Source organism: Variovorax sp. RKNM96 (assembly GCF_017161115.1).
In the GTDB taxonomy this organism is placed as follows: domain Bacteria; phylum Pseudomonadota; class Gammaproteobacteria; order Burkholderiales; family Burkholderiaceae_C; genus Variovorax.
This window is the reverse complement of record NZ_CP046508.1, coordinates 2,232,525-2,255,743: the sequence shown is the minus strand read 5'-3', so window position 1 is coordinate 2,255,743 and position 23,219 is coordinate 2,232,525. Positions and strand designations below refer to the sequence as shown.

Genomic DNA, 23,219 nt, shown 5'->3' with positions numbered 1-23,219 from the left:
TCAATCAGGAAACAGGGGTGGCGCGCACGGCACCGATGGCCGCATGGACGGCCGCCGCATCGAGTCGCAGGCCCCGCGGGGCCAGCACGCTTTCGCCGAGCCAGTTCAGCGCATCGTCGGTGGTGACGAAGGTGCTGGCCGGCACGCCGAAGAGCTTCTCGACATTCATCTTGCTGATTTTCTCGTATTGCGCGGCGGGCACCACGCTCGCCATGCCCATCATGTGGCGGCGGATGTCTTCGCCCCGCGCCTGCAGCCACTGTTTCGCACGCTGGGCGCTGCCTTCGGGATGGACCAGCGCATCCGCATCGGCGAACACGCGCAGCGAGGCAAAAGGCTCGCCGCGGTCGAGCCAACGGTTCCAGTCCTCGGTGAAGGCGTTCATGCTCTCCAACGTCTGCAGGCCGGATGAAATGCTGATGACCAGCGGCCACTGGCTGAGTTCGTGACGGATCATGGATAGCTCCTTGGTGAATGTCGATCGAAGCCGCGCGCGCAGGCGCACGGGCACGAATGCGGCGGGCATGCGGGTGCGCCGCCTCAGGCGCGAGCCGGCAACGCGGCGGCGCGCGGCCTGACGCGCACGAGCAGCCCCGCCGCGAGAAGGCCGGCCACACCGGCGCAGACCATGGCGGCGTGGAAGCCGCCCGCGAGCGCGCCGGCCAGCAAGGTGCGCGCAGTGTCCGCATCGAGCGAGGCCAGCGCGCCCAAGTCATGCCGCGAGACGGCCGCGACGGCCGCCTGTTGCGCATCGCGAAGCCCGGCCTGTTCGAGCGCGGTGGCCAGCAGCGCGGTCGCCCGCGTGCTCATCAGCGTGCCGAGCAGCGCGATGCCGATCAGCATGCCGGCCTGGCGCAGCGCATTCATCGTGGCCGAGGCCATGCCCGAGCGCTGCGCGGGCACGGAGGCCATCACCGCCATGCTCGTGGACGGCACCGCCAGGCCCGTGCCCGCGCCGAGGAACAGGAACAGGAGCGCCAGCAGCACGTAGGGCGTATCGGCCGAGAACAGCGTCAGCAGCAGCATCGAAGCGCCGATCAGCGCATAGCCCGCAACCATCAGCGTGTGCACGTCGAAGCGCCGCGCCAGCCGGCCGAACTGCGAGGCGATGAGGCCTGTCGCGACGAACTGCGGCACCAGCCGCCAGCCGGTGTCGCTGGGCGACCAGCCCTGCACCTGCTGCAGGAAGAGCGAGAAGAAGAACAGGCTCGCGTACGACGAGAAGCCGAGCACGAACGAAGCGAAATTGGTGGCCGAGAAGCGCGCATCGCGGAACAGCGCGAGCGGCAGCAGCGGCCGCTCCACGCGCGCTTCGACCATCAGGAATAGCGCAAGGCCGATGGCCGCTGCCACCAGTGCGGTCGCGGCACGGCCTGAGCCCCAACCGTATTCGCCGGCCGCGATCAACCCATAGGTCAGCGCGCCGAGCCACAGCACGCTGAGCACCTGGCCGAGCGGATCGAGCGCCGCGTGCTCGGGATGCGAGCTCTCGCGGATGCCCCAGAGCCCGAGCCCCACGGTCAGCACGCCGATGGGCAGGTTGATGAGGAAGATGCTCTGCCAGCCCGCATGGTCCACCAGCAGCCCCCCGAGCATCGGCCCGAGGATCAGCGACAGCGCCGTGAACGACGACCAGCCGCCGATCACCCGCGCCCGGCTGGCCGGCTCCGGAAACGCATGCGCCAGCAGCGACAACGCGCCGGGAATCATCAGCGCGCCGGCCACGCCCTGCACCGCGCGCCCGGCAAGCAGTGTGGGGAGGTTGCCGGCCATCGCGCACATCGCCGAGCCCAGCGTGAACACGACCACGCCGGCGAGCCAGGCGCGCTTGCGGCCGTAGCGGTCGCCGACCGGCCCCGCCGACAGGATGAAGGCCGAGAGGCACAGCGCGTAGATGTCGATCACCCATTGCAGGCCGGCCAGGTCGGTGGACAGCGCGCGCTGCAGCGTAGGCAGCGCGACATTGACGATGCTCACGTCGAGCGTGGCGATGAAGCTGCCGAGATACACCGCCGCCACGAGCGCGATGCGGCGACTCGGATCGGTCGCAGCCGGATTCTGGGAATACATGGACGCCTTCAAGGTCGTTGAAGAAGGCGCCGATACTGACCGTGAGTCAGTTGAAAGTCAACTCAGATGAGAATTGATCTTATTTGGAATGTGGATTTCAACCGAAACCGACTTAGAGCTTCAACCCCCAGGTCGCCCGCGCGCCCAGCGCCAGCACCCCGCCCACGACCCAGAACACGCCCGCGATCCCGATCAGCGCCCCCAGCGAACCGAACAGCATCGGCATCGCCACGCTCGAGGCATTGATGGTCATCAGCCGCAGCCCCAGCGCCTCGCCGTGCCGCGAGTGCGGCGTGATCTGGTGGAGCATGCTCATCACCATCGGCTGCACCGCGCCGAGCGCGAAACCCAGGATCACCGAGCAGATGCCCATGGTCCAGGCCGAATCGAGCAGCGGGTAGACCGCGAACATTGCCGCCGTGACGATGGTGGAACTCAGGATCACGCTGCGCTCCGAAGCGCGCGAAGCGATGAGCGGCAGCACCACGCGAATGGCGGCCGCCGCGATGGCGAACGCACCGAGGATCGAGCCGATCACCGAGGCGCTGATGCCGCGGTCGTGGCCCAGCACCGGCAGCACGAAGGCGTGCACATCCCAGCTCGACGACTGCAGCCAGTTCACGAACAGCAGGCGGCGGAACATCGGCTCGCGCAGCAGGTCCCAGGCCCGCGTTGGCACAGCACCGGGTGTCGGCGCGGTGCGCGGCGGCTCGTGCGCGCCACGCGCGAGCATCCAGCAGAGGATCGGCAGGAAAGCCATCGCCGCGAAGCAGACGCGAAACGCCAGCATGTCCGCGGGCGCACGGCCGGCGTGGTCGATCAGCATCCCGGCCAGGAAGGGGCCGACGAAATTGGCCACCGCAGGGGCGATGGCCAGCCAGCTGAACACGCGCTTGAGCTGCGTCGCGTTGGTGGCCGAGCGGCCGACGTGCCGCTGCAAGGCGATGACGGTCGCGCCGGTGGCGCCGCCGGTCAGCAGCGCTGCGATGCACATGACCGGAAAGATCGGAAAGACCAGCACCAGCCCGGCGCCGACCGAGGCCGCGATCACCGACCACCAGAGCGGCCGCTTGAACCCATGCCGGTCGGCGAAGCGCCCCGCCGGCAGCGCCAGGAACACCTGCGTCAGCGCGAACAGCGCAATCAGCACGCCGACCGCCGCGGCGCTGTAGCCCTGCTGCAGCGCCAGCAGCGGTGTGGCCAGGCGCATGCCGGCCATCGTGGCGTGCAGGCAAACCTGGGCGCCGATCACACGCAGCAGTTCGGAGCCTTTCACGGGGTGTCGTCGCCCTCGCTGTCGGCGGTGGGAGGCAGCAGCACCTGCGACTGGGCTTCAGGCAGCGCCTCGACCTTGCGCAGCGCCAGGCGCATCTGCTTGGCGCGCGTGTCGGCCTTGTCGAGCGTGTCGGAGGCCTTGGCCACCTGCTCCTTGATGCGCGCGACCCATTCGCCATAGCGCTCGAACTCGGTCTTGACCGCGCCCAGCACCTTCCACACCTCGGAGGCCTGCTGCTCCAGCGCGAGTGTGCGAAAGCCCATGTGCAGGCTGTTGAGCATCGCGAGCAAAGTGGTCGGGCCGGCCAGCGTCACGCGATGCTGGCGCTGGATGGCGTCCATCAGGCCGGGGCGGCGCAGCACCTCGGCGTAGAGGCTTTCGACCGGCAGGAACAGGATCGCGAAATCGGTGGTGTGCGGCGCGGCGAGGTAGTTCTCGGCGATCGAGCGGGCCTCCAGCCGGATGCGCGCTTCGAGCGCCTTGGCCGCGAGCTCGGCGGCGGGCGCGTCGGCGCGCTCATGCGCATCGATCAGGCGCTCGTAGTCGTCGCGCGGAAACTTCGCATCGATGGGCAGCCACACCGGCGCACCATCGTCGCCGCGGCCCGGAAAGCGGATCGCGAAATCGACGCGCTGGCCGCTGCGCGGCTTGGTCTCGATCTGCTTGGCGTACTGCTCGGGCGTGAGCACCTGCTCGAGCAGCGCCTCGAGCTGCACTTCGCCGAACACGCCGCGCGTCTTCACGTTGGTCAGCACGCGCTGCAGGCTGCCGACGCCCACGGCCAGCGTCTGCATTTCGCCCAGGCCCTTGTGCACCTGCTCGAGCCGGTCGGCCACCTGCTTGAAGCTCTCGCCCAGTCGCGCCTCGAGCGTGCTCTGCAGCTTCTCGTCGACGGTCTTGCGCATCTCGTCGAGCTTGGCGGTGTTGCTCTGCTGCAGCTGCGCGAGCTGCGTTTCCATGGTCGTGCGCACTTCGGCCAAGCGGCGTGCATTCGATTCGCTCAGGCCCTGCAGCTGGGTGTTGAGCGTGTCGGCCAGCGACTTCTGCAGCGATGCGAGTTGCAGCGCAAAGGCGTCGAGCTGCGCGTTCTGCGTGCGCGTGGCCTCGGCGCCCTGCTGCACCAGCGACTGCTGGAAGGTGGCGAAGGCCTGCGCGGTTTCCTGCCGCGCGCCGCGCGAGTTTTCGCCGATCTCGCGGCGCAGCTCGCGCTCGGTGCGCTCGTTGGCCGTGCCCATCGCGGCCAAGAGGCCCAGCACCTCGCTGTGGTCGGGCTTGGGTTGCCGGCGCGCGAGCAGCCAGATCACCAGCACGAGCTGGACGACCGCGAGCGCGGCCAGCGCGAGAAGAATCAATTCCGTCAGTTCCAAGGCGGGTCGCTGCGTCCGGTATTTACTTGGTGGCTGCCGGAATCGGCGTGACAGGCGTAAGCGGCCCCTTGCCGCTGAAGTACGCGATGAGGTTGTCCGCCGCGAGATCGGCCATCGCTCGGCGTGTGGGCACGGTCGCACTCGCGATATGCGGCGTGAGCACGACATTGGGCACGGTCAGCAGGTCGGGGTGGACCTTGGGCTCGCCCTCGAACACGTCCAGGCCCGCCGCCGCGATGCGCTTCTCGCGCAGCGCCGCGGCCAGCGCGGCGTCGTCGACGATGCCGCCGCGCGCGATGTTCACCAGCGTGGCAGTCGGCTTCATCAGCGCGATCTCGGCGGCGCCGATGGTGTGGTGCGAAGCGGGCGAGTAAGGCACGACCAGCACGACGTGGTCGGCCGTCTTGAGCAGCTCTTCCTTGCTCACGTAGCTGGCCTTGCAGTCGGCTTCGAGCGTCGCATCGAGACGCGAGCGGTTGTGATAGATCACCTTCATGCCGAAGCCGTGCGCGCCGCGCTTGGCAATGCCCTGCCCGATGCGGCCCATGCCGATGATGCCGAGCGTGGCGCCGTGGATGTCGGAGCCCGCGAACATGTCGTAGCTCCACTTCTCCCACTTGCCCGCGCGCAGGAAATGCTCGCTCTCGGTGATGCGGCGCGCGGTCGCCATGAGCAGCGCGAAGCCGAAGTCGGCGGTGGTCTCGGTCAGTACGTCGGGCGCGTTGGTGCCGAGCACGCCGTGCGCGGCCATCGCATCGACGTCGAAGTTGTTGTAGCCCACGGCCATGTTGGCGCAGATCTTCAGGTCGGGGTTCGCGTCGAGCACGGTGGCATCGATGCGCTCGCTGCCGGTGGTGAAGGCGCCCTGCTTGCCCTTGAGCTTGGCAATGAGTTGCTCTTTGCTCCAGCTCTCGTCGGACTGGTTCGACTCGACCTCGAAATGCTGCGACAGGCGTTCGATGGTCTCGGGAAAGATCGCGCGTGCGACCAGGATCTTGGGCTTGCTCATGATGTGTGCACTCAGCGGAAGAAGAGGAAGGTGGAAATGACGAACAGCGGAACCAGGATGGCCACGGACCACGCCATGTAGCCGAAGAAGCTCGGCATGCGCACCCCGCGGCTCTCGGCAATGGCCTTGACCATGAGGTTGGGCGCGTTGCCGATGTAGGTGTTGGCGCCCATGAAGACGGCGCCGGCCGAGATGGCGGCGAGCGTGCTCGCGTACGTGGTCATGAGCGCCGCCGGATCGCCGCCCGCGGTGTTGAAGAACACGAGGTAGGTCGGCGCGTTGTCCAGGAACGAGCTCAGCACGCCGGTGGCCCAGAAGTACATCGCCGGATCGGGCTGGCCATCGGCGCGCGTCACGGCCGAGACGATGGCGCCGAACGGGCCCTGCGTGCCCGCCTTGAGCATCGCAATCACGGGAATGATGGTCAGAAAGATGCCCGCGAACAGCTTGGCCACCTCGGCCATCGGCTCCCATTCGAACTGGTTGTCGGCGTGCACCTTGGGCGCTGTGAGCTTGTACGAGACCAGCGCGATCAGCAGCAGCCCCACGTCGCGCACCAGCCCCGGGAGGCCCACCTCGGTGCCGAACACGTCGAAGCTGACCGGCGATTTCCAGAAGCCGCTGAGCAGCACCAGCGCGACCACGCCGCCCAGCAGCCAGAAGTTGGCGGCGCCGTCGAAGCCCAGGCGCTGCGTCTCGGGCGTCGTCGGCGTCGGGTCGACCGGCAGCACGCCTTCCTTGCGGTAGTAGTGGCGATCGATGGCATAGAACAGCGCCAGCAGCACGCCCAGAATGAACAGCGTCTCGGGCAGGATGTTCTGCGCAGTCCAGAAAAAGCCCACGCCCTTGAGGAAGCCAAGGAACAGCGGCGGATCGCCCAGCGGCGTGAGCGCGCCGCCCGCGTTTGAGACGATGAAGATGAAGAACACGATCACATGCACCTTGTGCACGCGGTCGTCGTTGGCGCGGATCAGCGGCCGGATCAGCAGCATCGAGGCGCCGGTGGTCCCCATGAAACTCGCGAGCACCGCGCCGATCGCGAGGATCGCCGTGTTGAGCCCGGGCGCGCCGCGCAGGTTGCCGCGGATGTGAATGCCGCCCGCCACGGTGAAGAGCGCCGTGAGCAGGATGATGAACGGGATGTACTCGGCCACCAGCGCATGCACCAGCTGCACGCCCGCCAAGCCCGCGCCGTAGATGCCGGCAAAGGGCAGCAGGAAGGCCAGCGCCCAGGCCGCGGAAATCTTGCCGTAGTGGTGGTGCCAGAAAGAGGGCGCGAGCAGCGGCAGCAGCGCGATCGACAGCAGGATGCCGGCGAACGGCACGCCCCAGAGCGGCGAGAGCTGGGCACCGTCGAAATCGGCGGCCGTTGCAAAACCTGGCGCGATCAGCAGGAGCAGAAAGGCGAGGCCGGGGGCTACCCTCATGCCTCGATCTCGAACACCTGGCGCAGATACGCCAGGTATTTTTCGTCCTCGCACATGTTCTTGGACGGCGTGTCCGACAGCTTGGCCACCGGCTGGCCGTTGCAGTTGATCATCTTGATGACGATCTGCAGCGGCTCGTAGCCCAGGTCGTTGGTGAGGTTGGTGCCGATGCCGAAGGCCAGCTGGCAGCGGCCGCGGAACTGCTGGTAGAGCTCGATGGTGCGCGGCACCGTGAGGCCGTCGCTGAAGATCAGCGTCTTGGTGAGCGGATCGACCCGGTTGGCCACATAGTGCGCCAGCATGCGCTCGCCCCACTGGAAGGGGTCGCCGCTGTCGTGGCGGGCGCCGTCGAAGAGCTTGCAGAAGTACAGGTCGAAGTCACGCAGGAACGCGCTCATGCCGTACACGTCGGACAGCGCGATGCCCAGGTCGCCGCGGTATTCGCGCGCCCAGCTCTCGAAGCCGAAGATCTGGCTGTCGCGCAGCCGCGGGCCGAGCGCTTGGCAGGCCTGCAGGTATTCGTGCGCCATGGTGCCCAGCGGGATCAGGCCCAGCTTCATGGCGTACAGCACGTTGCTGGTGCCTGCGAGCTGCGGCAGGCGGGCGCCGGGCCGGGCCTGCGTCGGCGGCGGCGTGACGGCACCGAGGCGCGAGTTCAGGGTGCGCAGCACCTCTTCGTGCCAGTCCTTCGAGAAGCGGCGGCGCGTGCCGTAGTCGGCGATCTTGAGGTCGGCGAGGCCCGCGTCCTGCAACTGGGCGATCTTGGTCTCGAGGCGGCGGCGGCCTTCTTCGATGTCGGGCTTCTTCTGCGTGTTGCGGAAGTAGACCTCGTTGACGATGGCCAGCACCGGGATCTCGAACAGGATGGTGTGCAGCCACGGCCCCTGGATGCGGATCTCGAGTTCGCCCGAGGGCTGGGGAATGATGTTGATGTACTTCTCGTTGAGCCGGAAGAGGCCCAGGAAGTCGACGAAGTCGCTCTTGATGAAGCGCATGGACCGCAGGTAGGCCAATTCGGCATCGCGGAACTGCAGCGAACAGAGGCTGCGCACTTCGTCGCGGATCTGGCCCGCGAACTGCGCCAGATCGACGCCGGGGTTGCGGCACTTGAAGCGGTACTCGACCCGGGCGCCCGGGAAGTGGTGCAGGACGACCTGCATCATCGTGAACTTGTAGAGGTCGGTGTCGAGCAGGCTGTGGATGATCATGGTCGTCGTCGGTGCGCGGTGTCTCAAACTTTTCGGCGTCCGCTCGATTATCACGGGCAGCGTCGGCCTCTGCCTACGGGGGCTGCACAGCACGTCCTACCGGCAGGGCGAATCGCTCACGAGACATTGAATTCACGGCGGCAACAGAGCCCGCCGAATCAACCTCTCAAGGAGATTCGCAATGAACAAGGACACCATCGAAGGCAACTGGAAACAGCTCAAGGGCAAGGTCAAGGAGCAATGGGGCAAGCTGACCGACGACGACTTCGACGTCATCGCCGGCAAGCGCGACCAGCTGCTCGGCCGCATCCAGGAACGCCACGGCATCAGCCGCGACGAAGCCGAGAAACAAGTCAAGGACTGGGAATCGCGCGACGGCCGCACGGCCGATTCGCTCTGGTTCGAGAAGTCCTGATCAAGACCTGATCAGCAGCAAGTCCGCGGGCCATTCCCGCCGCACCACCGAATTCAATCACCTCGAAGGAAAACTCCAATGAAAAAACATCTGCTCATGCTCGCCCTCGCCTCCACCTGCTTCGTTGCCACGCAAGCCAGCGCGATGACCGGTGACGAACACAAGGTCGCGAAGGAAAAGATCGAGGCCGACTACAAGGTCGCCAAGGCCCAGTGCGACACGATGAAGGACAACGCCAAGGATGTCTGCCAGAAGGAAGCTAAGGGCAAGGAAGACGTGGCCAAGGCCGAACTGGAACAGCAGTACAAGCCGAGCGACAGCAATGCCCGCAAGGTTGCCGAAGAGAAGGTGAAGGCCACCTACGAAGTCGCGAAGGAAAAGTGCGACGACCAGAAGGGTGCCGAGAAGGATGCCTGCGTGAAGCAGGCCAAGGCTGACGAAGCCCAGGGCAAGGCCGACATCAAGGCCATGAAGAAGTAAGCAGCAGCTGCCTGTGCAGTCGATCGGCGATCGATCGGCTGTACGACAAAAGACCACGGCGCCCTCGGGCGCCGTTTTCCGTTGGGGTCAGGCCTTCAGCGAATCGACCACGCGCTGAAGTGCTTCGGGCAACGGCACCGGCCGCTGCGTCTCGCGATCCACGTAGACATGCACGAAGTGGCCTTGCGCGGCCGCGGTGTCGGTGCCCTCGGCGAACAGCGCGATCTCGTACCGCACGCTCGAGCGGCCCGCCTGCGCCACCCGGATGCCCGCTTCCACCGTTTGCGGGAATGCGATCGGCGCGAAGTAATTGCACTGCGTCTCGACCACGAAGCCGATGACTTGGCCCTGATGGATGTCGAGCGCACCGCGTTCGATGAGGAGCGCATTCACCGCCGTATCGAACCAGCTGTAGTAGACGACGTTGTTGACGTGGCCGTACATGTCGTTGTCGGCCCAGCGCGTCGGGATGCTGCGGAACGCGCGGTAGCTGCTGCGGGAATTCGGCGTGGGTTTGGCGACGGAGGAGCTCATCGCGCGGCATTTTGCCAGCGGCGCCAGTACTCGAAGGCCACGCGGAAGGTGCCCAGTTGCACCTGCACGGTTTCCGCGATGTCGCTGGCGTAGCCGCCGGCCATGGCGAAGGCCACGGGGATGCGGCGGTGCCAGGTCCAGTCGAACACGCGGCGGTCTCGCGCTTCGAGGCCGTCGAAGCTGAGTTTCAGGCGGCCGAGGCGGTCGCGCTCGAAGGGGTCGGCGCCGGCGAGGTAGATCACGAGGCCGGGAGAGAAACGGCGGTCGAGTTCTTCCAGAGCGTGCTCCAGGGCGGTGAGGTAGTCGGTGTCGCCGCAGCCGTCGGGCAGTTCGACGTCCAGGTCGCTGGCCTCCTTGCGGAACGGGAAGTTCTTCTGGCCATGCATCGAGAGCGTGAAAACGCTCGGGTCGTTGCGAAAGATGCTGGCGGTGCCGTTGCCTTGGTGCACGTCGAGATCGATCACCGCGACCTTCAGTTGCCGGCCGCTACGGCCGTGTTCCGCCTGCATCAGCCGGGCCGCCACGGCGGCGTCGTTGAAGACGCAGAAACCGCTGCCCTTGTCGGCATACGCGTGATGCGTGCCGCCCGCCATGTTCGCCGCGATGCCGCCGGCGAATGCGGCCCGGCAGGCGGCGATGGTGGCGCCCGTGGATCGGCGCGAGCGCTCGACCATCGCTTCGCTCCAGGGAAAGCCGATCTCGCGCATCGCCTGCGGGCTCACGCTGCCGTCGCTGATGGCGGCGATCCACTGCGGGGTGTGGGCCAGCGCGAGTTCGCCATCGCTGGCGCGGGGCGCCTGGTCCATCTCGACGGCGGGCAGGTGCTCCTCGAGGCGGTCGCGTAGCAAGGCGTAGCGCGACATGGGAAAGCGATGCCCCGGCGGCAGGGGCAACACGAACTGGCCGGAATAGAAGGCGCGCATGCCCCGCATTCTGCGATGCGGGTCCGATTTAGAAAGCGACCTCTAGATTGCTGCACAGCAGCAAAAACCCCTTGATCGCAAACTTCAGCTGCCTATACTTGAGGCCATGCTGCACCGCAACAAAGACGACGAGGCGCAGCGCAACGTGAATAGCCCACCATCCTTCTGGAGATCCCAAATGGCCCTGACCGCTGACCAAATCCTCGCCGCCCAAAAAGCAAACCTCGAAACCCTGTTCGGCCTGACCACCAAGGCTTTCGAAGGCGTCGAGAAGCTCGTCGAACTGAACGTGACCGCTTCGAAGGCCGCCCTGGCTGAAGCCGCCGGCACCGCCCAAGCCGCCCTGAACGTCAAGGACGCGCAAGAACTGCTGACGCTGCAAGCCAGCCTGTTCCAGCCCCTGGCCGAAAAGACCGCCGCCTACAGCCGTCACCTGTATGACATCGCCCAAGGCACCGGCGCAGAATTCTCCAAGGCTTTCGAAGCCAAGGCCTCTGAAGCCCAGCAAGCCTTCGTCGGCCTGGTCGACAGCGCTTCCAAGAACGCACCCGCCGGTTCGGAAACCGCCGTTGCCGTCCTGAAGAGCGCCGTGGCTGCCGCCAACAACGCATTCGAATCGGTCCAGAAGGCTGTCAAGCAAGCTTCCGACGTCGCCGAAGCCAACTTCAACGCCGTGTCGACGCAAGCCGTCGCCGCTGCCAAGACGGCCACCGCTTCGCGCAAGCGCTAAGCATCGACCACCACCAGTTGTCTCCTTGGGTCCTCACGGATCCAATTCAGGGCCTCATCTTCGGATGAGGCCTTTTTTTATGCCTGTTGCTCACCCCCAGGCTACGCGCACTACGTGTCGCTGCTCCTTCCCCCTACCGGGGGCAACACCTGAGGCCCGGCAAAGCCGGTTCCTCGGTGTTCCCGCATTTCCAGCTCTTCGATAATGGCTGGCTTATCTTCAGGAGACTTCAATGCAGATCGACGGCAAGGTTTTTATCGTGACCGGGGGCGCTTCAGGCCTCGGCGAAGGCGCGGCGCGCATGCTGGCCGCGAACGGCGGCAAGGTGGTGATCGCCGACATGCAGGCTGAAAAAGGCGAAGCCGTCGCCAAGGACATCGGCGGCGTGTTCGTCAAGTGCGACGTGAGCCAGGAAGCTGACGGCCAGGCGGTCGTTGCCGCGGCCACCAAGCTCGGCAAGCTGGTCGGCCTCGTCAACTGCGCCGGCATCGCGCCGGCCGAGAAGACCGTGGGCAAGAACGGCCCGCACGCTCTGGCCGTATTCAGCAAGACCGTCACGGTCAACCTGATCGGCAGCTTCAACATGATTCGCCTCGCGGCCGACGCGATGAGCAAGAACGAGCCCGAAGCCACCGGCGAACGCGGCGTGCTGATCTCGACCGCCTCGGTCGCAGCCTACGACGGCCAGATCGGCCAGGCCGCCTACAGCGCCTCGAAGGGCGGCGTGGTCGGCATGACCCTGCCCATCGCCCGCGACCTCGCGCGCAACGGCATCCGCAACATGACCATCGCCCCCGGCATCTTCGGCACGCCCATGCTCTTCGGCATGCCGCAGGAAGTGCAGGACGCGCTGGCTGCCAGCGTGCCCTTCCCCTCGCGCCTGGGCACGCCCGAGGACTACGCCAAGCTCGCCAAGCACATCATCGAGAACGACATGCTCAACGGCGAGGTGATTCGTCTGGACGGAGCGATTCGACTCCCTCCACGCTGACACCCGGCACCGCAGGCGGCACTGCGGTGCTGCCGGTGCGGTCCAGCCGTTCATACTGGGCGATCACCTGGGCGCCCAGCAGCACGAGCGTGGCGGCGATCTCCAGGCTCAGCAGCACCACGATCGCCGTGGTGAGCGAGCCATAAACCACATTGACCTGCGACAGGGTCGAGAAGTACCAGATCAGCACCCGCCGCGTCGCCTCCCACAGCAGCGCGGCGGTCACGCCGCCCAGCAGCGCGTGGCGCAGCGACATCCGGCCGGCCGGCATCACGAGGTAGAGCGAGGTCAGCATGAAAATCTCGCCGCCCAGCCCCAGCAGGTACAGCAGCAACCCCGACACGCCCGAGAGCGACCAACTGCGCCCCAGCAAGTCCACGCTTTCCTGCCCCACCAGCTGAAGCGCGCCCGACACCAGCGTGACCAGCAGCAGCCCCACGCACAGGCAAAGGATGTAGACGTAAGGCATCGCCACCGAAACCAGGAAGTGGCGCTTGTGATCGGCCTTGCGGTGGTGAAAGATCACCGCCATGGCGCTCTCGAGGATGCTGAAGGCCAGCGAACTGAAGAAGATCATCGTCACCAGCAGCACCGGGCCCATCACGTCGCGATGGTCCAGAAAGCTCGACAGCTCCGTCACGATGGCCTTCGACTGCCCCGGCAGCAGCCACTCGAGGTACCGGCCGATGGTGCGCAGCAGCTCGGCCTGTTCGATGATGTGCGACATCGCGATCACGCTCACGATCAGGAGCGGCACGATGGACAGCAGCGCGTAATAGGCCACCGCCCCCGCGAGCAGCAGCCCCTGGTTGGCGCGAAAGGCCTTCAGCGCGTCCCAGATGAATCGGAGCGGATGCCGCAGCAGCGGCGCGGCGTGTTGCAATGGGTTGGTCGTCATGCGTTGAGGAATCCGGATCGCATTCAGTATGCCGTCCCACCGCAATGGGCCGGCCGCTTGCGTATGATTTGCCGCTCTTCGCCTACATGACCATCCCCGCTTCATTCATCCAGGAACTCATCGCGCGCGCCGATGTGGTCGAGATCGTCGGCCGCTATGTGCAGCTCAAGAAGGCCGGCGCCAATTTCATGGGGCTGTGCCCCTTTCACGGCGAGAAATCCCCCTCTTTTTCCGTCAGCCCGACCAAGCAGTTCTATCACTGCTTCGGCTGCGGGGTGCATGGCAACGCCATCGGCTTTCTCATGGAGCACGCGGGCATGGGCTTCGTCGAGGCGGTGCACGACCTGGCGGGCCAATATGGCCTGCAGGTGCCCGAGGACGACGCCTCCCCCGCCGAGCGCGCCCGCGCCGCCAGCCAGCGCCAGAAGCAGGCCACGCTGACCGACGTGCTCGAGAAGGCCGGCGAGTCGTACCGCAAGTCGCTGCGGCAGGCACCCGGCGCCATCGAATACCTCAAGGGCCGGGGCGTCTCCGGCGAAGTGGCCAAGCAGTTCGGCATCGGCTATGCGCCCGCGGGCTGGCGCGCGCTGGCCAGCGTGTTCCCCGACTACGACGATCCGCTGCTCGCCGAGAGCGGCCTGGTGATCGTCAACACCGAAGACGGCCAACTCGAAGCGAGCGAAGCCAAGCGCTACGACCGCTTCCGCGACCGCGTGATGTTCCCCATCCGCAACGTCAAGGGCGAGTGCATCGGCTTCGGCGGGCGTGTGCTCGGCGACGAGAAACCCAAGTACCTGAACTCGCCGGAAACGCCCGTGTTCAGCAAGGGCCGCGAGCTCTACGGCCTCTACGAGGCGCGCGCCGCCTTTCGCGATCGCGGCTATGCGCTGGTCACCGAGGGCTACATGGATGTGGTCGCCCTCGCCCAGCTCGGCTTTCCGAACGCGGTGGCCACGCTCGGCACCGCCTGCACGACCGAGCATGTGCAGAAGCTCTTCCGCTTTACCGAGTCGGTGGTCTTCAGCTTCGACGGCGATGCCGCCGGCCGCCGCGCCGCGCGCAAGGCCCTGGACGGCGCCCTGCCCTATGCCACCGACGTGCGCAGCATCAAGTTTTTGTTCCTGCCGGCCGAGCACGACCCCGACAGCTTCATCCGCGAACACGGCGCGGACGCCTTTGCCCGCTTCGTGACCGAGGCCACGCCGCTGTCGCGCTTCATGCTCGAAGCCGCCCGCGAAGGCTGCGACCTGACCACCGCCGAAGGCCGCGCCCACATGACCAGCAACGTGCGCCCGCTCTGGAGCGCCATGCCCGATGGCGCCCTCAAGCGGCAACTGTTGAGCGAGATCGCCGCGCTGGTACAGCTCGATGCAGCGGCACTTTCAGACCTGTGGGCCTCCACGCCCGGTCCGCGCAAGGTGGCGGCCCCGCCTGCACCGCGCTACAGCGAATCGAGCGGCGATGGCGGGGACTACCCGGACATGCCGCCGCCCATGGAATACGAAGCGCCGCGCTATGAAACCGATAGCAAGCCGCGCAAGTTCGTCAAGGGCAAGCGCTGGGGCGGCAAGTTCGAAGAGCCCATCGAGCCGCTGCGCGGACGCGGCAAGCCGCCGAGCCGGCCCGACGTGGCGGTGCGGCTGCTGCTCTCGAACATGGCGCAGTGGGATGCGCTTTCGCACGAACTGCACCTCATGCTGTGCGACCTGCCCGGCACGCACGGAGCGCTCTTCACCTGGCTCGACAGCCAGCTGCACGAGCACGGCGTGCAACCCTGGGCGGCGCTGCGCGAAGGCATGCGCGGGCTGGATTTCGAAGCGCTGGCCGAGCGCCTCATGAACGTTGCCGACGCCGCCCCGGTCCCCGAGGGCGAAGAGGAACAGCACCTCGCCGACGCGGCCAAGGAGCTTTCGAGCGTGCTCGACTTCATGCTGGACGACCGCCTCAAGGCCCAGCAAAGCGAGGCCATCGCCGCGGTCGGAAAAGACCCGAAAGCACTGGAGCGCTACAAGGCGCTCGAGGCGCGGCGGTTGGAATTGCGCAACCGCCTGAGTCCGCGCGGTTCAGAAACTGCTTGAAATTTGTGCAATACGCTATAATGTAGGGCTTCGCAACTGGCGAAATCAGACAAGAGCGACAGCAGCACCTCCGGGCCGACCCCTAGCGCAACGCACTCCAACGGTAAATTCCGGCGGAAAGGGTCAATAACCGCAAGGACTGCACACCAAATGTTCGCCCGACATCTTGTCTGCTGAGGAATTAATTCCTCTTTCCCAATTGTTTTATGTCCGTGCCTGTGCGCGGGCTGTGGTGGCGCTGCCCGAATGGCAGTGCGCCAGTGATTTCCGCTTGTCCATTCTTGTCGTAACGAGGTCGTATGCCCAGTTCAAAGAAGCCTGCTATTTCACTTGCCAAGAGCGTCGCCAAAAAGCCTGTCGCAGAGAAACCGTTGAAAGCCGGCACAACGCCGGCATCTAAAACGGGTGCCGCCGCGTCCAAATCGGCGCCCGCAACGAAAGTGAAAACCGTGCCCACGAAATCGACCACCCTCGACGATCCCAAGAAAGTCGCCGCTCCCGCTGCCAAGAAAGTCGGCCGTCCCCCCAAGGCTGCCGGCGCTGCCGCACCTGCCACCGGCGCCAAGCGCGGCCGCAAGCCCAAGGCCGGCAATGATGCGCCCGAGAGCGACGTCGACCTGTCGGACATCGAGGAAGACCTGGCCGGCGACGAGCCGGCGGTCGCCACGACCACCGAAGAAAAGGTCAAGCCGCTGCGCATGAAGATCAGCAAGGCGAAGGAACGCGCCTTGATGAAGGAGTTCGGCCTCGACGAGACCGTGCTCTCCGAAGAAGACCTGGCCAAGCGCCGCTCGCGCCTGAAGACCCTGATCACGCTGGGCAAGACCCGCGGCTACCTCACGCACGGCGAAATCTCCGACCACTTGCCCGACAAGCTGGTCGATGCCGAGACCATGGAAGTCGTGGTCACCATGCTCAACGACATGGGCGTGGCGGTGTACGAGCAGACGCCCGACGCCGAAACCCTGCTGCTGAACAACACCGCGCCCACCGCCACCACGGTGGAAGAAGCCGAGGAAGAAGCCGAAGCGGCGCTCTCCACGGTGGACAGCGAATTCGGCCGCACCACCGACCCGGTCCGCATGTACATGCGCGAAATGGGCACGGTCGAGCTGCTGACCCGCGAAGGCGAAATCGAAATCGCCAAGCGCATCGAAGGCGGCCTGATGGCCATGATGGAGGCCATCTCGGCCTCCCCCGCCACCATCGCCGAAATCCTGCGCCTGGCCGCTGAAATCCGCGAAGGCAAGGTCGTCATCTCGACCATCGTCGACGGCTTCTCGAACCCCAACGAGGCCGACGACTACGTGGCCGAAGAAGACTTCGACGAATTCGACGAAGAAGACGACGACGACGGCAAGGGCGGCTCCAAGGCCCTCACCAAGAAGCTCGAAGAACTCAAGCGCGACGCGCTGGAGCGTTTCGACCGCATCGCCGGCATGTTCGAGAAGGTCCACAAGATCTACGACAAGGAAGGCTACGGCACGCCCGCATACGTCAAGGCCCAGGAAGCCCTGTCCGAAGAGCTGATGACCATCCGCTTCACGGCCAAGACCATCGAGAAGCTGTGCGACCTGGTGCGCACGCAGGTGGACGACGTTCGCAAGAAGGAACGCGAACTGCGCCGCATCATCGTGGACAAGTGCGGCTTCCCGCAGGACGAGTTCATCCGCGACTTCAGCGGATACGACAAGAACGGCAACCGCATCGCGTCGAACCTCCTGAACCTCAAGTGGGTCGAGAAGCAGGCCGCTGCCGGCAAGCCCTGGAGCGCCGTGCTCGCCCGCAACATTCCGCCGGTGCAGGAACTGCAGCAGCGCCTGACCGACATCCAGTCGCGCGTCGTGGTGCCGCTCACGCAGCTCAAGGACATCAACAAGCGCATGAACGAAGGCGAATCGTCTTCGCGCGATGCCAAGAAGGAAATGATCGAGGCCAACCTGCGTCTCGTGATCTCCATCGCCAAGAAGTACACCAACCGCGGCCTGCAGTTCCTCGACCTGATCCAGGAAGGCAACATCGGCCTGATGAAGGCGGTGGACAAGTTCGAATACCGTCGCGGCTACAAATTCTCGACGTATGCGACGTGGTGGATTCGCCAGGCGATCACCCGCTCGATCGCCGACCAGGCGCGCACCATCCGCATCCCGGTGCACATGATCGAGACGATCAACAAGATGAACCGCATCTCGCGCCAGCATCTGCAGGAGTTCGGCTTCGAGCCCGACGCCGGCATCCTGGCCGCCAAGATGGAGATCCCGGAAGACAAGATCCGCAAGATCATGAAGATCGCCAAGGAGCCGATCTCGATGGAAACCCCCATCGGCGACGACGACGATTCGCACCTGGGCGACTTCATCGAGGACAGCAGCAACACGGCCCCGATCGAGGCCGCGATGCAGGCGGGTCTTCGCGACGTGGTCAAGGACATCCTCGACTCGCTCACGCCGCGCGAAGCCAAGGTGCTGCGCATGCGCTTCGGCATCGAGATGTCGACCGACCACACGCTGGAAGAAGTCGGCAAGCAGTTCGACGTGACCCGCGAGCGCATCCGCCAGATCGAGGCGAAGGCGCTGCGCAAGCTCAAGCACCCGTCGCGTTCGGACAAGCTGCGCAGCTTCATCGACACGCTCTGAGCCCAAGGCTCTGTCTGGCACCCGTGCCGGACAGGCTCAAAAAAAGGCCCGGAACCGCACTCGCGGTCCCGGGCCTTTTTTCTTTGGCCGGTGCGTCAATCTTCCTCAGAGCGCCGCGAGCCCCTCCACCAGCGCTTCCCGGTCCAGCTTGCGCTGCTCGCCGCGCGACCACGAAAAGATGTCGTAGCCGTTGCTGTAGAGCACGGCGCCGTCCGGTGCGAGATCGAAGTGCGCCACATGCGAGGCGACCACGCGCGGGCTCGCGCGCCGGCCCTCCTGAGCGATCAGCTGCCACGATCCTGGCACCAGGTTGCCCGCGTACAGCGGGTCGCTCCGCACCTTCGACAGCTCGATCATCCGGCCGTGCAGCCACAGCTTGCCCAGGTCCTGGTCGAGCTCGGGTGCGCGCGGGCCGCCGGCCGAGCGCAGCGGCTCCTTGCCGTAGATCATCGAGAAGAAGTTGAGATAACCGAAGACCGCCTTGCCCAGGCGCAGCGGCATCATCAGCGTGTCCTTGATCGCGCCGCCGGCGCGCTCGTGCGCGGGCTTTTCCACCGGGCGGCGGATCGCGTAGAGCGTGCCGTCGGCCGCGATGCGCGGGACGATGTAGTCCCATTCGGGGTCGTCGAGCAGGCTGTCCATCTGGGCGCTCTTGTAGTCGAGCCAGTTCACCGTCGAATGCGCCATCGCGACGACGACGCCGTTCTCGGGGTGCCGCGCCACGCCGCACGTCTGGTAGACCAGCGTCGAGGGCGCGCCCGGCATCGCGGCCGGCGCGGCGTCCACCGCATCGCCGCCGGTGACCGCTCCCTTGGCATTGCCCTCCTCGTCGAACACCTCCAGCTGCGCGGTCCCGTCGGGTTGCCCCACGGCCAGCACCACGTGGCGGGTCTCGGGCACGTAGGTCATGCCGAGGATCGGCGTGTGCTGCCGGTGAAAGAGCCGGATCTCGCGCTTCTCGTCGAGTTCGTAGCGGAACAGCCCAATGCTGCGCCCCACGCTCAGCACGTAGTAGATGGTGCGCGGCCCGCTACGGCAGACGTGCTGGAAGCGCGCCGGCGCCATCGCGCCGCCCGGCCCGCCGCGGCCCCACAGCGCGGCGCCCGAGAGCATGCCCTTGGACTCCTCGCGCTCGGTGTGCTTCCAGGAGGTGGTGCGGCGGCTGTTGGCCTCGCGCTGGATCAGCTCGCGCGCGAACGGCGATTCGATCTGCACCGGCGCGGCTTCGCCACCGCGCAGCCACAGCTCGCCGCGGGTGATCGACAGAAACTCCTGGCTCATTCCTCGTCCCTTCTTGTTTCTTCAATGCACGCAGGCGCGCAGTTTAGTGGGCGGGCGGCTCCGGCGACCGCCCGGCGCGTCTGCTACCCTCGCACTCTTTCGGTGCGGACCTCGCGCGCCCTTTTCCTCTCCCATCCCAAGCCATGAATCCCGACGCCGACAAACTCTGGCAGGCCCCGCGTTGGGCGCTGGCCGTCCTGCTCGCGGTGCTCGGCATGCTCGGGCCGTTCTCCATCGACACCTACATCCCGGCCTTCTCGGGCATCGCACGCTCCATCGGCGCGACGCCCGCCGAGATGCAGCAGACGCTCTCGGCCTACCTCTTCGGCTTCGCGTTCATGAACCTGTTCCACGGCGCGCTGTCGGACAGCTTCGGCCGCCGCCCCGTGGTGCTGTGGGGCCTTGCAGTATTCACCATCGCCTCGCTGGGCTGCGCGCTGTCGCAGAACATCACGCAGCTCGTGCTGTTCCGCGGGCTGCAGGGTCTGTCGACCGGCGCGGGCATCGTGGTCTCGCGCGCGGTGATCCGCGACATGTTCCCGCCCGCCGAGGCGCAGCGGGTGATGAGCCAGGTGACGATCTATTTCGGCGTGGCGCCGGCCATCGCGCCGATCATCGGCGGCTTCCTGTTCGTGCATGCGGGCTGGCACGCGGTGTTCTGGTTCCTCGTGGCCGTGGGCGTGGTGCTGTTCGTCGCCAACTACAAGCTGCTGCCCGAGACCCTGCATCCCTCGCACCGCCAGTCGTTCCACGTGCGGCACCTGATGCGCGGCTACTGGGACCTGTGCTCCGACCCGCGCTTCCTGCTGCTCGCGCTCGCGAGCGGCGTGCCCTTCAACGGCATGTTCCTCTACGTGCTGGCTGCGCCCGCGTTCCTGGGCGACCACCTCGCGCTGCAGCCGCAGCAGTTCTTCTGGTTCTTCCTTCTGACCATCGGCGGCATCATGCTCGGCGCGCGCGCCAGCGGCCGCATGGCCGGCAAGGTGACGCCCAAGCGGCAGATCCGCGACGGCTTCCTCATCATGCTGGTCACCTCGGTGGTCAACGTGGTGGCCAACTTCTTCTTCGATGCGCACGTGGCCTGGGCGCTGTGGCCGCTCGCGGTGTTCGCCTTCGGCTGGGCGCTGATGGTGCCGGTGGTCACGCTGCTGGTGCTCGACCTGCATCCCGAGCGCCGCGGCATGGCCTCGTCGCTGCAGGCGGTGATCGGCTCGACCGCCAATGGCGTCGTCGCCGGTGCGATCGCACCGCTGGTGATGCATTCCACGCTGGCCCTCGCGGTCACCTCCACATTGATGCTGGGCATCGGCCTGGTCGCCTGGGTCTGGCTGCATGGCCGCTGGCCCGAGATCGGCCGCAGCCTCGCCAACGAAACCTGAAAGGAGCCGCGCGATGCGGTTCTCCGCGTTCCTCGCCTACGCACGCACCTGGCTGCCGGGCCGCACCACCGTCGACATGCGGGAGCGGCTGCGCGCTGTGTGCGGCGCGGCCATCGGGCTCCTGATCACCGCTCTGCTGTGCCGTTGGCTGGCCGGCCCGCTGGAAAGCACCGTCTGGCTGATCGCGCCGTTGGGCGCTACTGCGGTGCTGGTGTTCGCCGTGCCGTCGAGCCCGCTCGCGCAGCCCTGGTCGGTCATCGGCGGCAACACACTCTCGGCACTGGTGGGCATCGCCTGCGCGAACTGGATTCCCGACCCCGCCGTGGGCGCCGCCGTGGCTGTCGCCGCCGCCATCGGGGTGATGTTCGCCACGCGCTGCCTGCATCCGCCGGGCGGGGCGGCGGCCTTGCTGGCGGTGCTCACCCACACCACGCAGTTCTCCTCGGCCCTGTTTCCCGCCCTCACGAACTCGGTGCTGATGGTGCTCGCCGGCGTGGCCTACAACTCGCTCACCGGCCGGCGCTATCCGCATGTGCAGGTGGCGCAGCCGCCGCGCGCGGACGCCCGCTTCAGCCAGGCCGACATCGACGCGGTGCTCGCCCGCTACAACCAGGTGCTGGACATCAGCCGCGACGATCTCGAATCGCTGATCCAGCAGACCGAGCTCGAGTCGTACAAGCGGCGCCTGGGCACGCTCGACTGCGCCGACATCATGTCGCTCAACCCGATCTCGGTGGAGTTCGGAACGCCGCTTCAGGAAGCCTGGGCGCTGATGCACGAGAAGCGCATCAAGGCGCTGCCGGTCACCGACCGCACACGCCGCGTGGTGGGCATCGTCACGCAGGCCGACTTCTTCCGTCAGCTCGATCTGCAGCACCACGAAGGCATCGCAGGCCGGCTGCGCGATTTGATCCGCGCCACGCGCACGGTGGTGTCGAACAAGCCCGAGGTGGTCGGCCAGATCATGACGCGCCAGGTGCGCGTGGCCAGTGCCGACCGGCCGGTGGTCGACCTCGTGCCGCTTTTTTCCGAAGGCGGCCACCACCATATCCCCATCATCGATGGTGAGAAGCGCCTCACCGGCATGATCACCCAGTCGGATTTCGTGCGCGCCCTCTACCGTGCCGTGCGGCCGGAGAACTGAAACCCCTTTTGTCTTCACAAGGAGCGCGAATGGCCTGGGTCGTATTGCTGGTGGCGGGTCTGCTTGAAATGGGATGGGCCATCGGCCTCAAGTACACCGAAGGATTCACGAAATTCTGGCCCTCGGTCGGCACCGCCATCTCGATGGTGCTCAGCGTCGTGCTGCTGGGCTGGGCGATGCGCTCGCTGCCCGTGGGCACGGCCTATGCGGTGTGGACCGGCATCGGCGCGGTGGGCACGGTGATCCTGGGCATCGTGCTGTTCCACGAGCCGGCCAATGCGGCGCGGCTGGCCTGCGTAGGGCTGATCGTCGCGGGCATCCTGGGGCTCAAGCTCACGAGCCCGGCCTGAATTCCACGCCCTACTCCAGCACCACGTTCGCCTTCTTCACGAGCGCCGCATAGCGCGCGGCCTCCGTACGGAAGTAGCTCGCAGCCTCCTCGGACGAGTTGGGCTTGATGACGTTGCCCTGCTTGTCCATCGCCTCGCGCACCTCGGCGCTGGTGTAGGCCGCCACCACGGCGTCGTGCACGCGTTTGATGTCGGCCGCCTGCATCTTCGGCGGGCCGATCACCGCGAACCAGCCTTCGACCGCGTAGTTCGGCAGCCCCTGCTCCGCAATCGTCGGGATGTCCGGCGCGGCCGGCGAGCGGGCCGCCCCGCAGACGCCGATGGCACGCAGCGCACCGCTCTTGATGTGCTGCTGCACCGCAGGCAGCGCGACCACGCCGATCTCGACCTGCCCCGCCATCATGTCGGTCACCATCGGCCCGGTTCCCTTGTAGGGAATGTGCCGCGCCTTCACGCCGGCCTCGTCCATGAACATCTCGCCGGCCAGGTGAATGATGGTGCCGTTGCCCGACGAGGCGTAGTTGTAGCCCTCCGGCTTGGCACGCAGCAGCGCGACCAGCTCCTTCACGTTCTTCGCGGGCAGCTTCGGGTTCACCATCAGCACCAGCGGCGTCGCGCCGACCACGCTGATCGGCGTGATGTCATGGATCGCATCGAACGGCATCTTCTTGAACACGCTCGGGTTGATGACGTGGTTGTTCGACACCATGCCCAGCGTGAGCCCGTCGGGCGCCGCCTTGACGATGGCCGCGGTGCCGGTGATGCCGCCCGCGCCCGGCATGTTCTCGATCACCACCGGCTGGCCGAAGGCCTTGCCGAGCGCGACCGAGGCGGCGCGCACGATGTTGTCCACGCCCGAGCCGGCGCTGATCGGCAGGATGAAGCGGATCGGCTTGTCCGAGCCCTGCGCGAACGCGGGGAACGCGGCCAGCGCCGCGGTGCTGGCGCCGAATCCCAGCATCGTGCGGCGGTTCATCGGAAGGAAGTTCGTGGTCATGGTTTGTCTCTCTTTATGGTTTTGAA

The 23,219-nt window shown here is 66.5% G+C and carries 22 protein-coding genes; 9 read left to right on the top strand and 13 right to left on the bottom strand.

Translation table 11 applies throughout. The features are described 5' to 3' along the window. Positions 1-4: 4 nt before the first annotated feature. The 7 genes from GNX71_RS10290 to pncB all read right to left on the bottom strand — a co-directional run bounded on the left by GNX71_RS10290 (position 5) and on the right by pncB (position 8,357). Positions 5-457: a hypothetical protein gene (locus GNX71_RS10290; RefSeq protein ID WP_206178224.1), complete on the bottom strand. Its 453-nt coding sequence runs from the start codon at positions 455-457 to the stop codon at positions 5-7. Between the two features lie 83 nt (positions 458-540). Then, on the bottom strand, positions 541-2,070 hold the full coding sequence (locus GNX71_RS10285; RefSeq protein WP_206178223.1) for an MFS transporter: 1,530 nt from the start codon (positions 2,068-2,070) through the stop codon (positions 541-543). A 112-nt stretch (positions 2,071-2,182) separates the two neighbouring features. Beyond that, positions 2,183-3,346, bottom strand: a complete 1,164-nt coding sequence (locus GNX71_RS10280; protein ID WP_206178222.1) for an MFS transporter — start codon at positions 3,344-3,346, stop codon at positions 2,183-2,185. Next, positions 3,343-4,707 (bottom strand): DNA recombination protein RmuC, encoded by a 1,365-nt coding sequence (rmuC, locus tag GNX71_RS10275; protein WP_206179406.1) that lies wholly within the window; start codon positions 4,705-4,707, stop codon positions 3,343-3,345. The genes GNX71_RS10280 and rmuC overlap by 4 nt, the downstream gene beginning before the upstream one ends. A 28-nt stretch (positions 4,708-4,735) precedes the next feature. Then, positions 4,736-5,722, bottom strand: a complete 987-nt coding sequence (locus tag GNX71_RS10270; RefSeq protein ID WP_206178221.1) for a D-glycerate dehydrogenase — start codon at positions 5,720-5,722, stop codon at positions 4,736-4,738. A gap of 11 nt (positions 5,723-5,733) precedes the next feature. Further along, positions 5,734-7,149: a sodium:proton antiporter gene (locus GNX71_RS10265; RefSeq protein WP_206178220.1), complete on the bottom strand. Its 1,416-nt coding sequence runs from the start codon at positions 7,147-7,149 to the stop codon at positions 5,734-5,736. Further along, a complete protein-coding gene (pncB, locus tag GNX71_RS10260; RefSeq protein WP_206178219.1) occupies positions 7,146-8,357 on the bottom strand; it encodes a nicotinate phosphoribosyltransferase in 1,212 nt (403 codons plus the stop codon). The genes GNX71_RS10265 and pncB overlap by 4 nt, the downstream gene beginning before the upstream one ends. Before the next feature lie 181 nt (positions 8,358-8,538). Here pncB and GNX71_RS10255 point away from each other — a divergent pair, with 181 nt between their 5' ends. Both GNX71_RS10255 and GNX71_RS10250 read left to right on the top strand, forming a co-directional pair. Continuing rightward, positions 8,539-8,772, top strand: a complete 234-nt coding sequence (locus tag GNX71_RS10255; RefSeq protein ID WP_176658504.1) for a CsbD family protein — start codon at positions 8,539-8,541, stop codon at positions 8,770-8,772. A gap of 78 nt (positions 8,773-8,850) precedes the next feature. Continuing rightward, on the top strand, positions 8,851-9,252 hold the full coding sequence (locus tag GNX71_RS10250; RefSeq protein WP_206178218.1) for a hypothetical protein: 402 nt from the start codon (positions 8,851-8,853) through the stop codon (positions 9,250-9,252). A gap of 87 nt (positions 9,253-9,339) precedes the next feature. Here GNX71_RS10250 and GNX71_RS10245 read toward each other — a convergent pair whose 3' ends face one another. Then, positions 9,340-9,786, bottom strand: coding sequence for a thioesterase family protein (locus GNX71_RS10245; protein WP_206178217.1), 447 nt, complete (start codon positions 9,784-9,786; stop codon positions 9,340-9,342). Beyond that, positions 9,783-10,718: a histone deacetylase gene (locus GNX71_RS10240; protein ID WP_206178216.1), complete on the bottom strand. Its 936-nt coding sequence runs from the start codon at positions 10,716-10,718 to the stop codon at positions 9,783-9,785. Before GNX71_RS10240 ends, GNX71_RS10245 begins: the two co-directional genes overlap by 4 nt. A gap of 169 nt (positions 10,719-10,887) precedes the next feature. Here GNX71_RS10240 and GNX71_RS10235 point away from each other — a divergent pair, with 169 nt between their 5' ends. Together GNX71_RS10235 and GNX71_RS10230 are read left to right on the top strand one after the other, a co-directional pair. Continuing rightward, positions 10,888-11,439 (top strand): phasin family protein, encoded by a 552-nt coding sequence (locus GNX71_RS10235; RefSeq protein WP_013540389.1) that lies wholly within the window; start codon positions 10,888-10,890, stop codon positions 11,437-11,439. A 232-nt stretch (positions 11,440-11,671) separates the two neighbouring features. Beyond that, positions 11,672-12,430, top strand: coding sequence for a 3-hydroxyacyl-CoA dehydrogenase (locus GNX71_RS10230; protein ID WP_206178215.1), 759 nt, complete (start codon positions 11,672-11,674; stop codon positions 12,428-12,430). On the opposite strand, the gene GNX71_RS10225 is transcribed toward GNX71_RS10230, so the two are convergent. After that, positions 12,378-13,328, bottom strand: a complete 951-nt coding sequence (locus GNX71_RS10225) for a YihY/virulence factor BrkB family protein (RefSeq protein ID WP_206178214.1) — start codon at positions 13,326-13,328, stop codon at positions 12,378-12,380. The two genes, GNX71_RS10230 and GNX71_RS10225, sit on opposite strands and share 53 nt — an antisense overlap. A gap of 86 nt (positions 13,329-13,414) precedes the next feature. Between GNX71_RS10225 and dnaG the strand changes: the two genes are divergently transcribed. Further along, positions 13,415-15,406: a DNA primase gene (gene dnaG / locus GNX71_RS10220; protein WP_206178213.1), complete on the top strand. Its 1,992-nt coding sequence runs from the start codon at positions 13,415-13,417 to the stop codon at positions 15,404-15,406. Between the two features lie 181 nt (positions 15,407-15,587). Here dnaG and GNX71_RS33495 read toward each other — a convergent pair whose 3' ends face one another. Further along, positions 15,588-15,875, bottom strand: a complete 288-nt coding sequence (locus GNX71_RS33495; RefSeq protein ID WP_241027221.1) for a hypothetical protein — start codon at positions 15,873-15,875, stop codon at positions 15,588-15,590. On the opposite strand from GNX71_RS33495, the gene rpoD reads away from it, so the two are divergent. Next, entirely contained in the window at positions 15,856-18,042 is a 2,187-nt protein-coding gene (rpoD, locus tag GNX71_RS10215; protein ID WP_241027220.1) for an RNA polymerase sigma factor RpoD, read from the top strand. The genes GNX71_RS33495 and rpoD overlap by 20 nt on opposite strands. A 105-nt stretch (positions 18,043-18,147) precedes the next feature. On the opposite strand, the gene GNX71_RS10210 is transcribed toward rpoD, so the two are convergent. Beyond that, a complete protein-coding gene (locus GNX71_RS10210) occupies positions 18,148-19,323 on the bottom strand; it encodes a hypothetical protein (RefSeq protein ID WP_206178211.1) in 1,176 nt (391 codons plus the stop codon). 143 nt (positions 19,324-19,466) lie between these two features. On the opposite strand from GNX71_RS10210, the gene GNX71_RS10205 reads away from it, so the two are divergent. From GNX71_RS10205 to sugE, 3 genes are read left to right on the top strand one after another with little or no spacing between them, the layout of a single operon-like run. Then, positions 19,467-20,702: a multidrug effflux MFS transporter gene (locus GNX71_RS10205; RefSeq protein ID WP_042578536.1), complete on the top strand. Its 1,236-nt coding sequence runs from the start codon at positions 19,467-19,469 to the stop codon at positions 20,700-20,702. Positions 20,703-20,715: 13 nt separating this feature from the next. Next, entirely contained in the window at positions 20,716-21,846 is a 1,131-nt protein-coding gene (locus GNX71_RS10200; protein WP_206178210.1) for an HPP family protein, read from the top strand. A 29-nt stretch (positions 21,847-21,875) separates the two neighbouring features. Next, on the top strand, positions 21,876-22,196 hold the full coding sequence (sugE, locus tag GNX71_RS10195; protein WP_206178209.1) for a quaternary ammonium compound efflux SMR transporter SugE: 321 nt from the start codon (positions 21,876-21,878) through the stop codon (positions 22,194-22,196). A 10-nt stretch (positions 22,197-22,206) separates the two neighbouring features. Here the strand turns inward: sugE and GNX71_RS10190 are convergent, their stop codons facing one another. Then, on the bottom strand, positions 22,207-23,193 hold the full coding sequence (locus GNX71_RS10190) for a tripartite tricarboxylate transporter substrate binding protein (protein ID WP_206178208.1): 987 nt from the start codon (positions 23,191-23,193) through the stop codon (positions 22,207-22,209). Positions 23,194-23,219: the final 26 nt, after the last annotated feature.

Coding starts and splice junctions, on each gene's coding strand:
- GNX71_RS10250 (WP_206178218.1), top strand. CDS start 8,851: ATGAAAAAACATCTGCTCATGCTCGCCCTCGCCTCCACCTGCTTCGTT.
- GNX71_RS10190 (WP_206178208.1), bottom strand. CDS start 23,193: ATGACCACGAACTTCCTTCCGATGAACCGCCGCACGATGCTGGGATTC.
- sugE (WP_206178209.1), top strand. CDS start 21,876: ATGGCCTGGGTCGTATTGCTGGTGGCGGGTCTGCTTGAAATGGGATGG.
- GNX71_RS10290 (WP_206178224.1), bottom strand. CDS start 457: ATGATCCGTCACGAACTCAGCCAGTGGCCGCTGGTCATCAGCATTTCA.
- GNX71_RS10270 (WP_206178221.1), bottom strand. CDS start 5,722: ATGAGCAAGCCCAAGATCCTGGTCGCACGCGCGATCTTTCCCGAGACC.
- GNX71_RS10230 (WP_206178215.1), top strand. CDS start 11,672: ATGCAGATCGACGGCAAGGTTTTTATCGTGACCGGGGGCGCTTCAGGC.
- GNX71_RS10255 (WP_176658504.1), top strand. CDS start 8,539: ATGAACAAGGACACCATCGAAGGCAACTGGAAACAGCTCAAGGGCAAG.
- pncB (WP_206178219.1), bottom strand. CDS start 8,357: ATGATCATCCACAGCCTGCTCGACACCGACCTCTACAAGTTCACGATG.
- GNX71_RS10225 (WP_206178214.1), bottom strand. CDS start 13,328: ATGACGACCAACCCATTGCAACACGCCGCGCCGCTGCTGCGGCATCCG.
- GNX71_RS10265 (WP_206178220.1), bottom strand. CDS start 7,149: ATGAGGGTAGCCCCCGGCCTCGCCTTTCTGCTCCTGCTGATCGCGCCA.
- GNX71_RS10245 (WP_206178217.1), bottom strand. CDS start 9,786: ATGAGCTCCTCCGTCGCCAAACCCACGCCGAATTCCCGCAGCAGCTAC.
- GNX71_RS10205 (WP_042578536.1), top strand. CDS start 19,467: ATGAATCCCGACGCCGACAAACTCTGGCAGGCCCCGCGTTGGGCGCTG.
- GNX71_RS10240 (WP_206178216.1), bottom strand. CDS start 10,718: ATGCGGGGCATGCGCGCCTTCTATTCCGGCCAGTTCGTGTTGCCCCTG.
- dnaG (WP_206178213.1), top strand. CDS start 13,415: ATGACCATCCCCGCTTCATTCATCCAGGAACTCATCGCGCGCGCCGAT.
- GNX71_RS10235 (WP_013540389.1), top strand. CDS start 10,888: ATGGCCCTGACCGCTGACCAAATCCTCGCCGCCCAAAAAGCAAACCTC.
- GNX71_RS10285 (WP_206178223.1), bottom strand. CDS start 2,070: ATGTATTCCCAGAATCCGGCTGCGACCGATCCGAGTCGCCGCATCGCG.
- GNX71_RS10210 (WP_206178211.1), bottom strand. CDS start 19,323: ATGAGCCAGGAGTTTCTGTCGATCACCCGCGGCGAGCTGTGGCTGCGC.
- GNX71_RS10200 (WP_206178210.1), top strand. CDS start 20,716: ATGCGGTTCTCCGCGTTCCTCGCCTACGCACGCACCTGGCTGCCGGGC.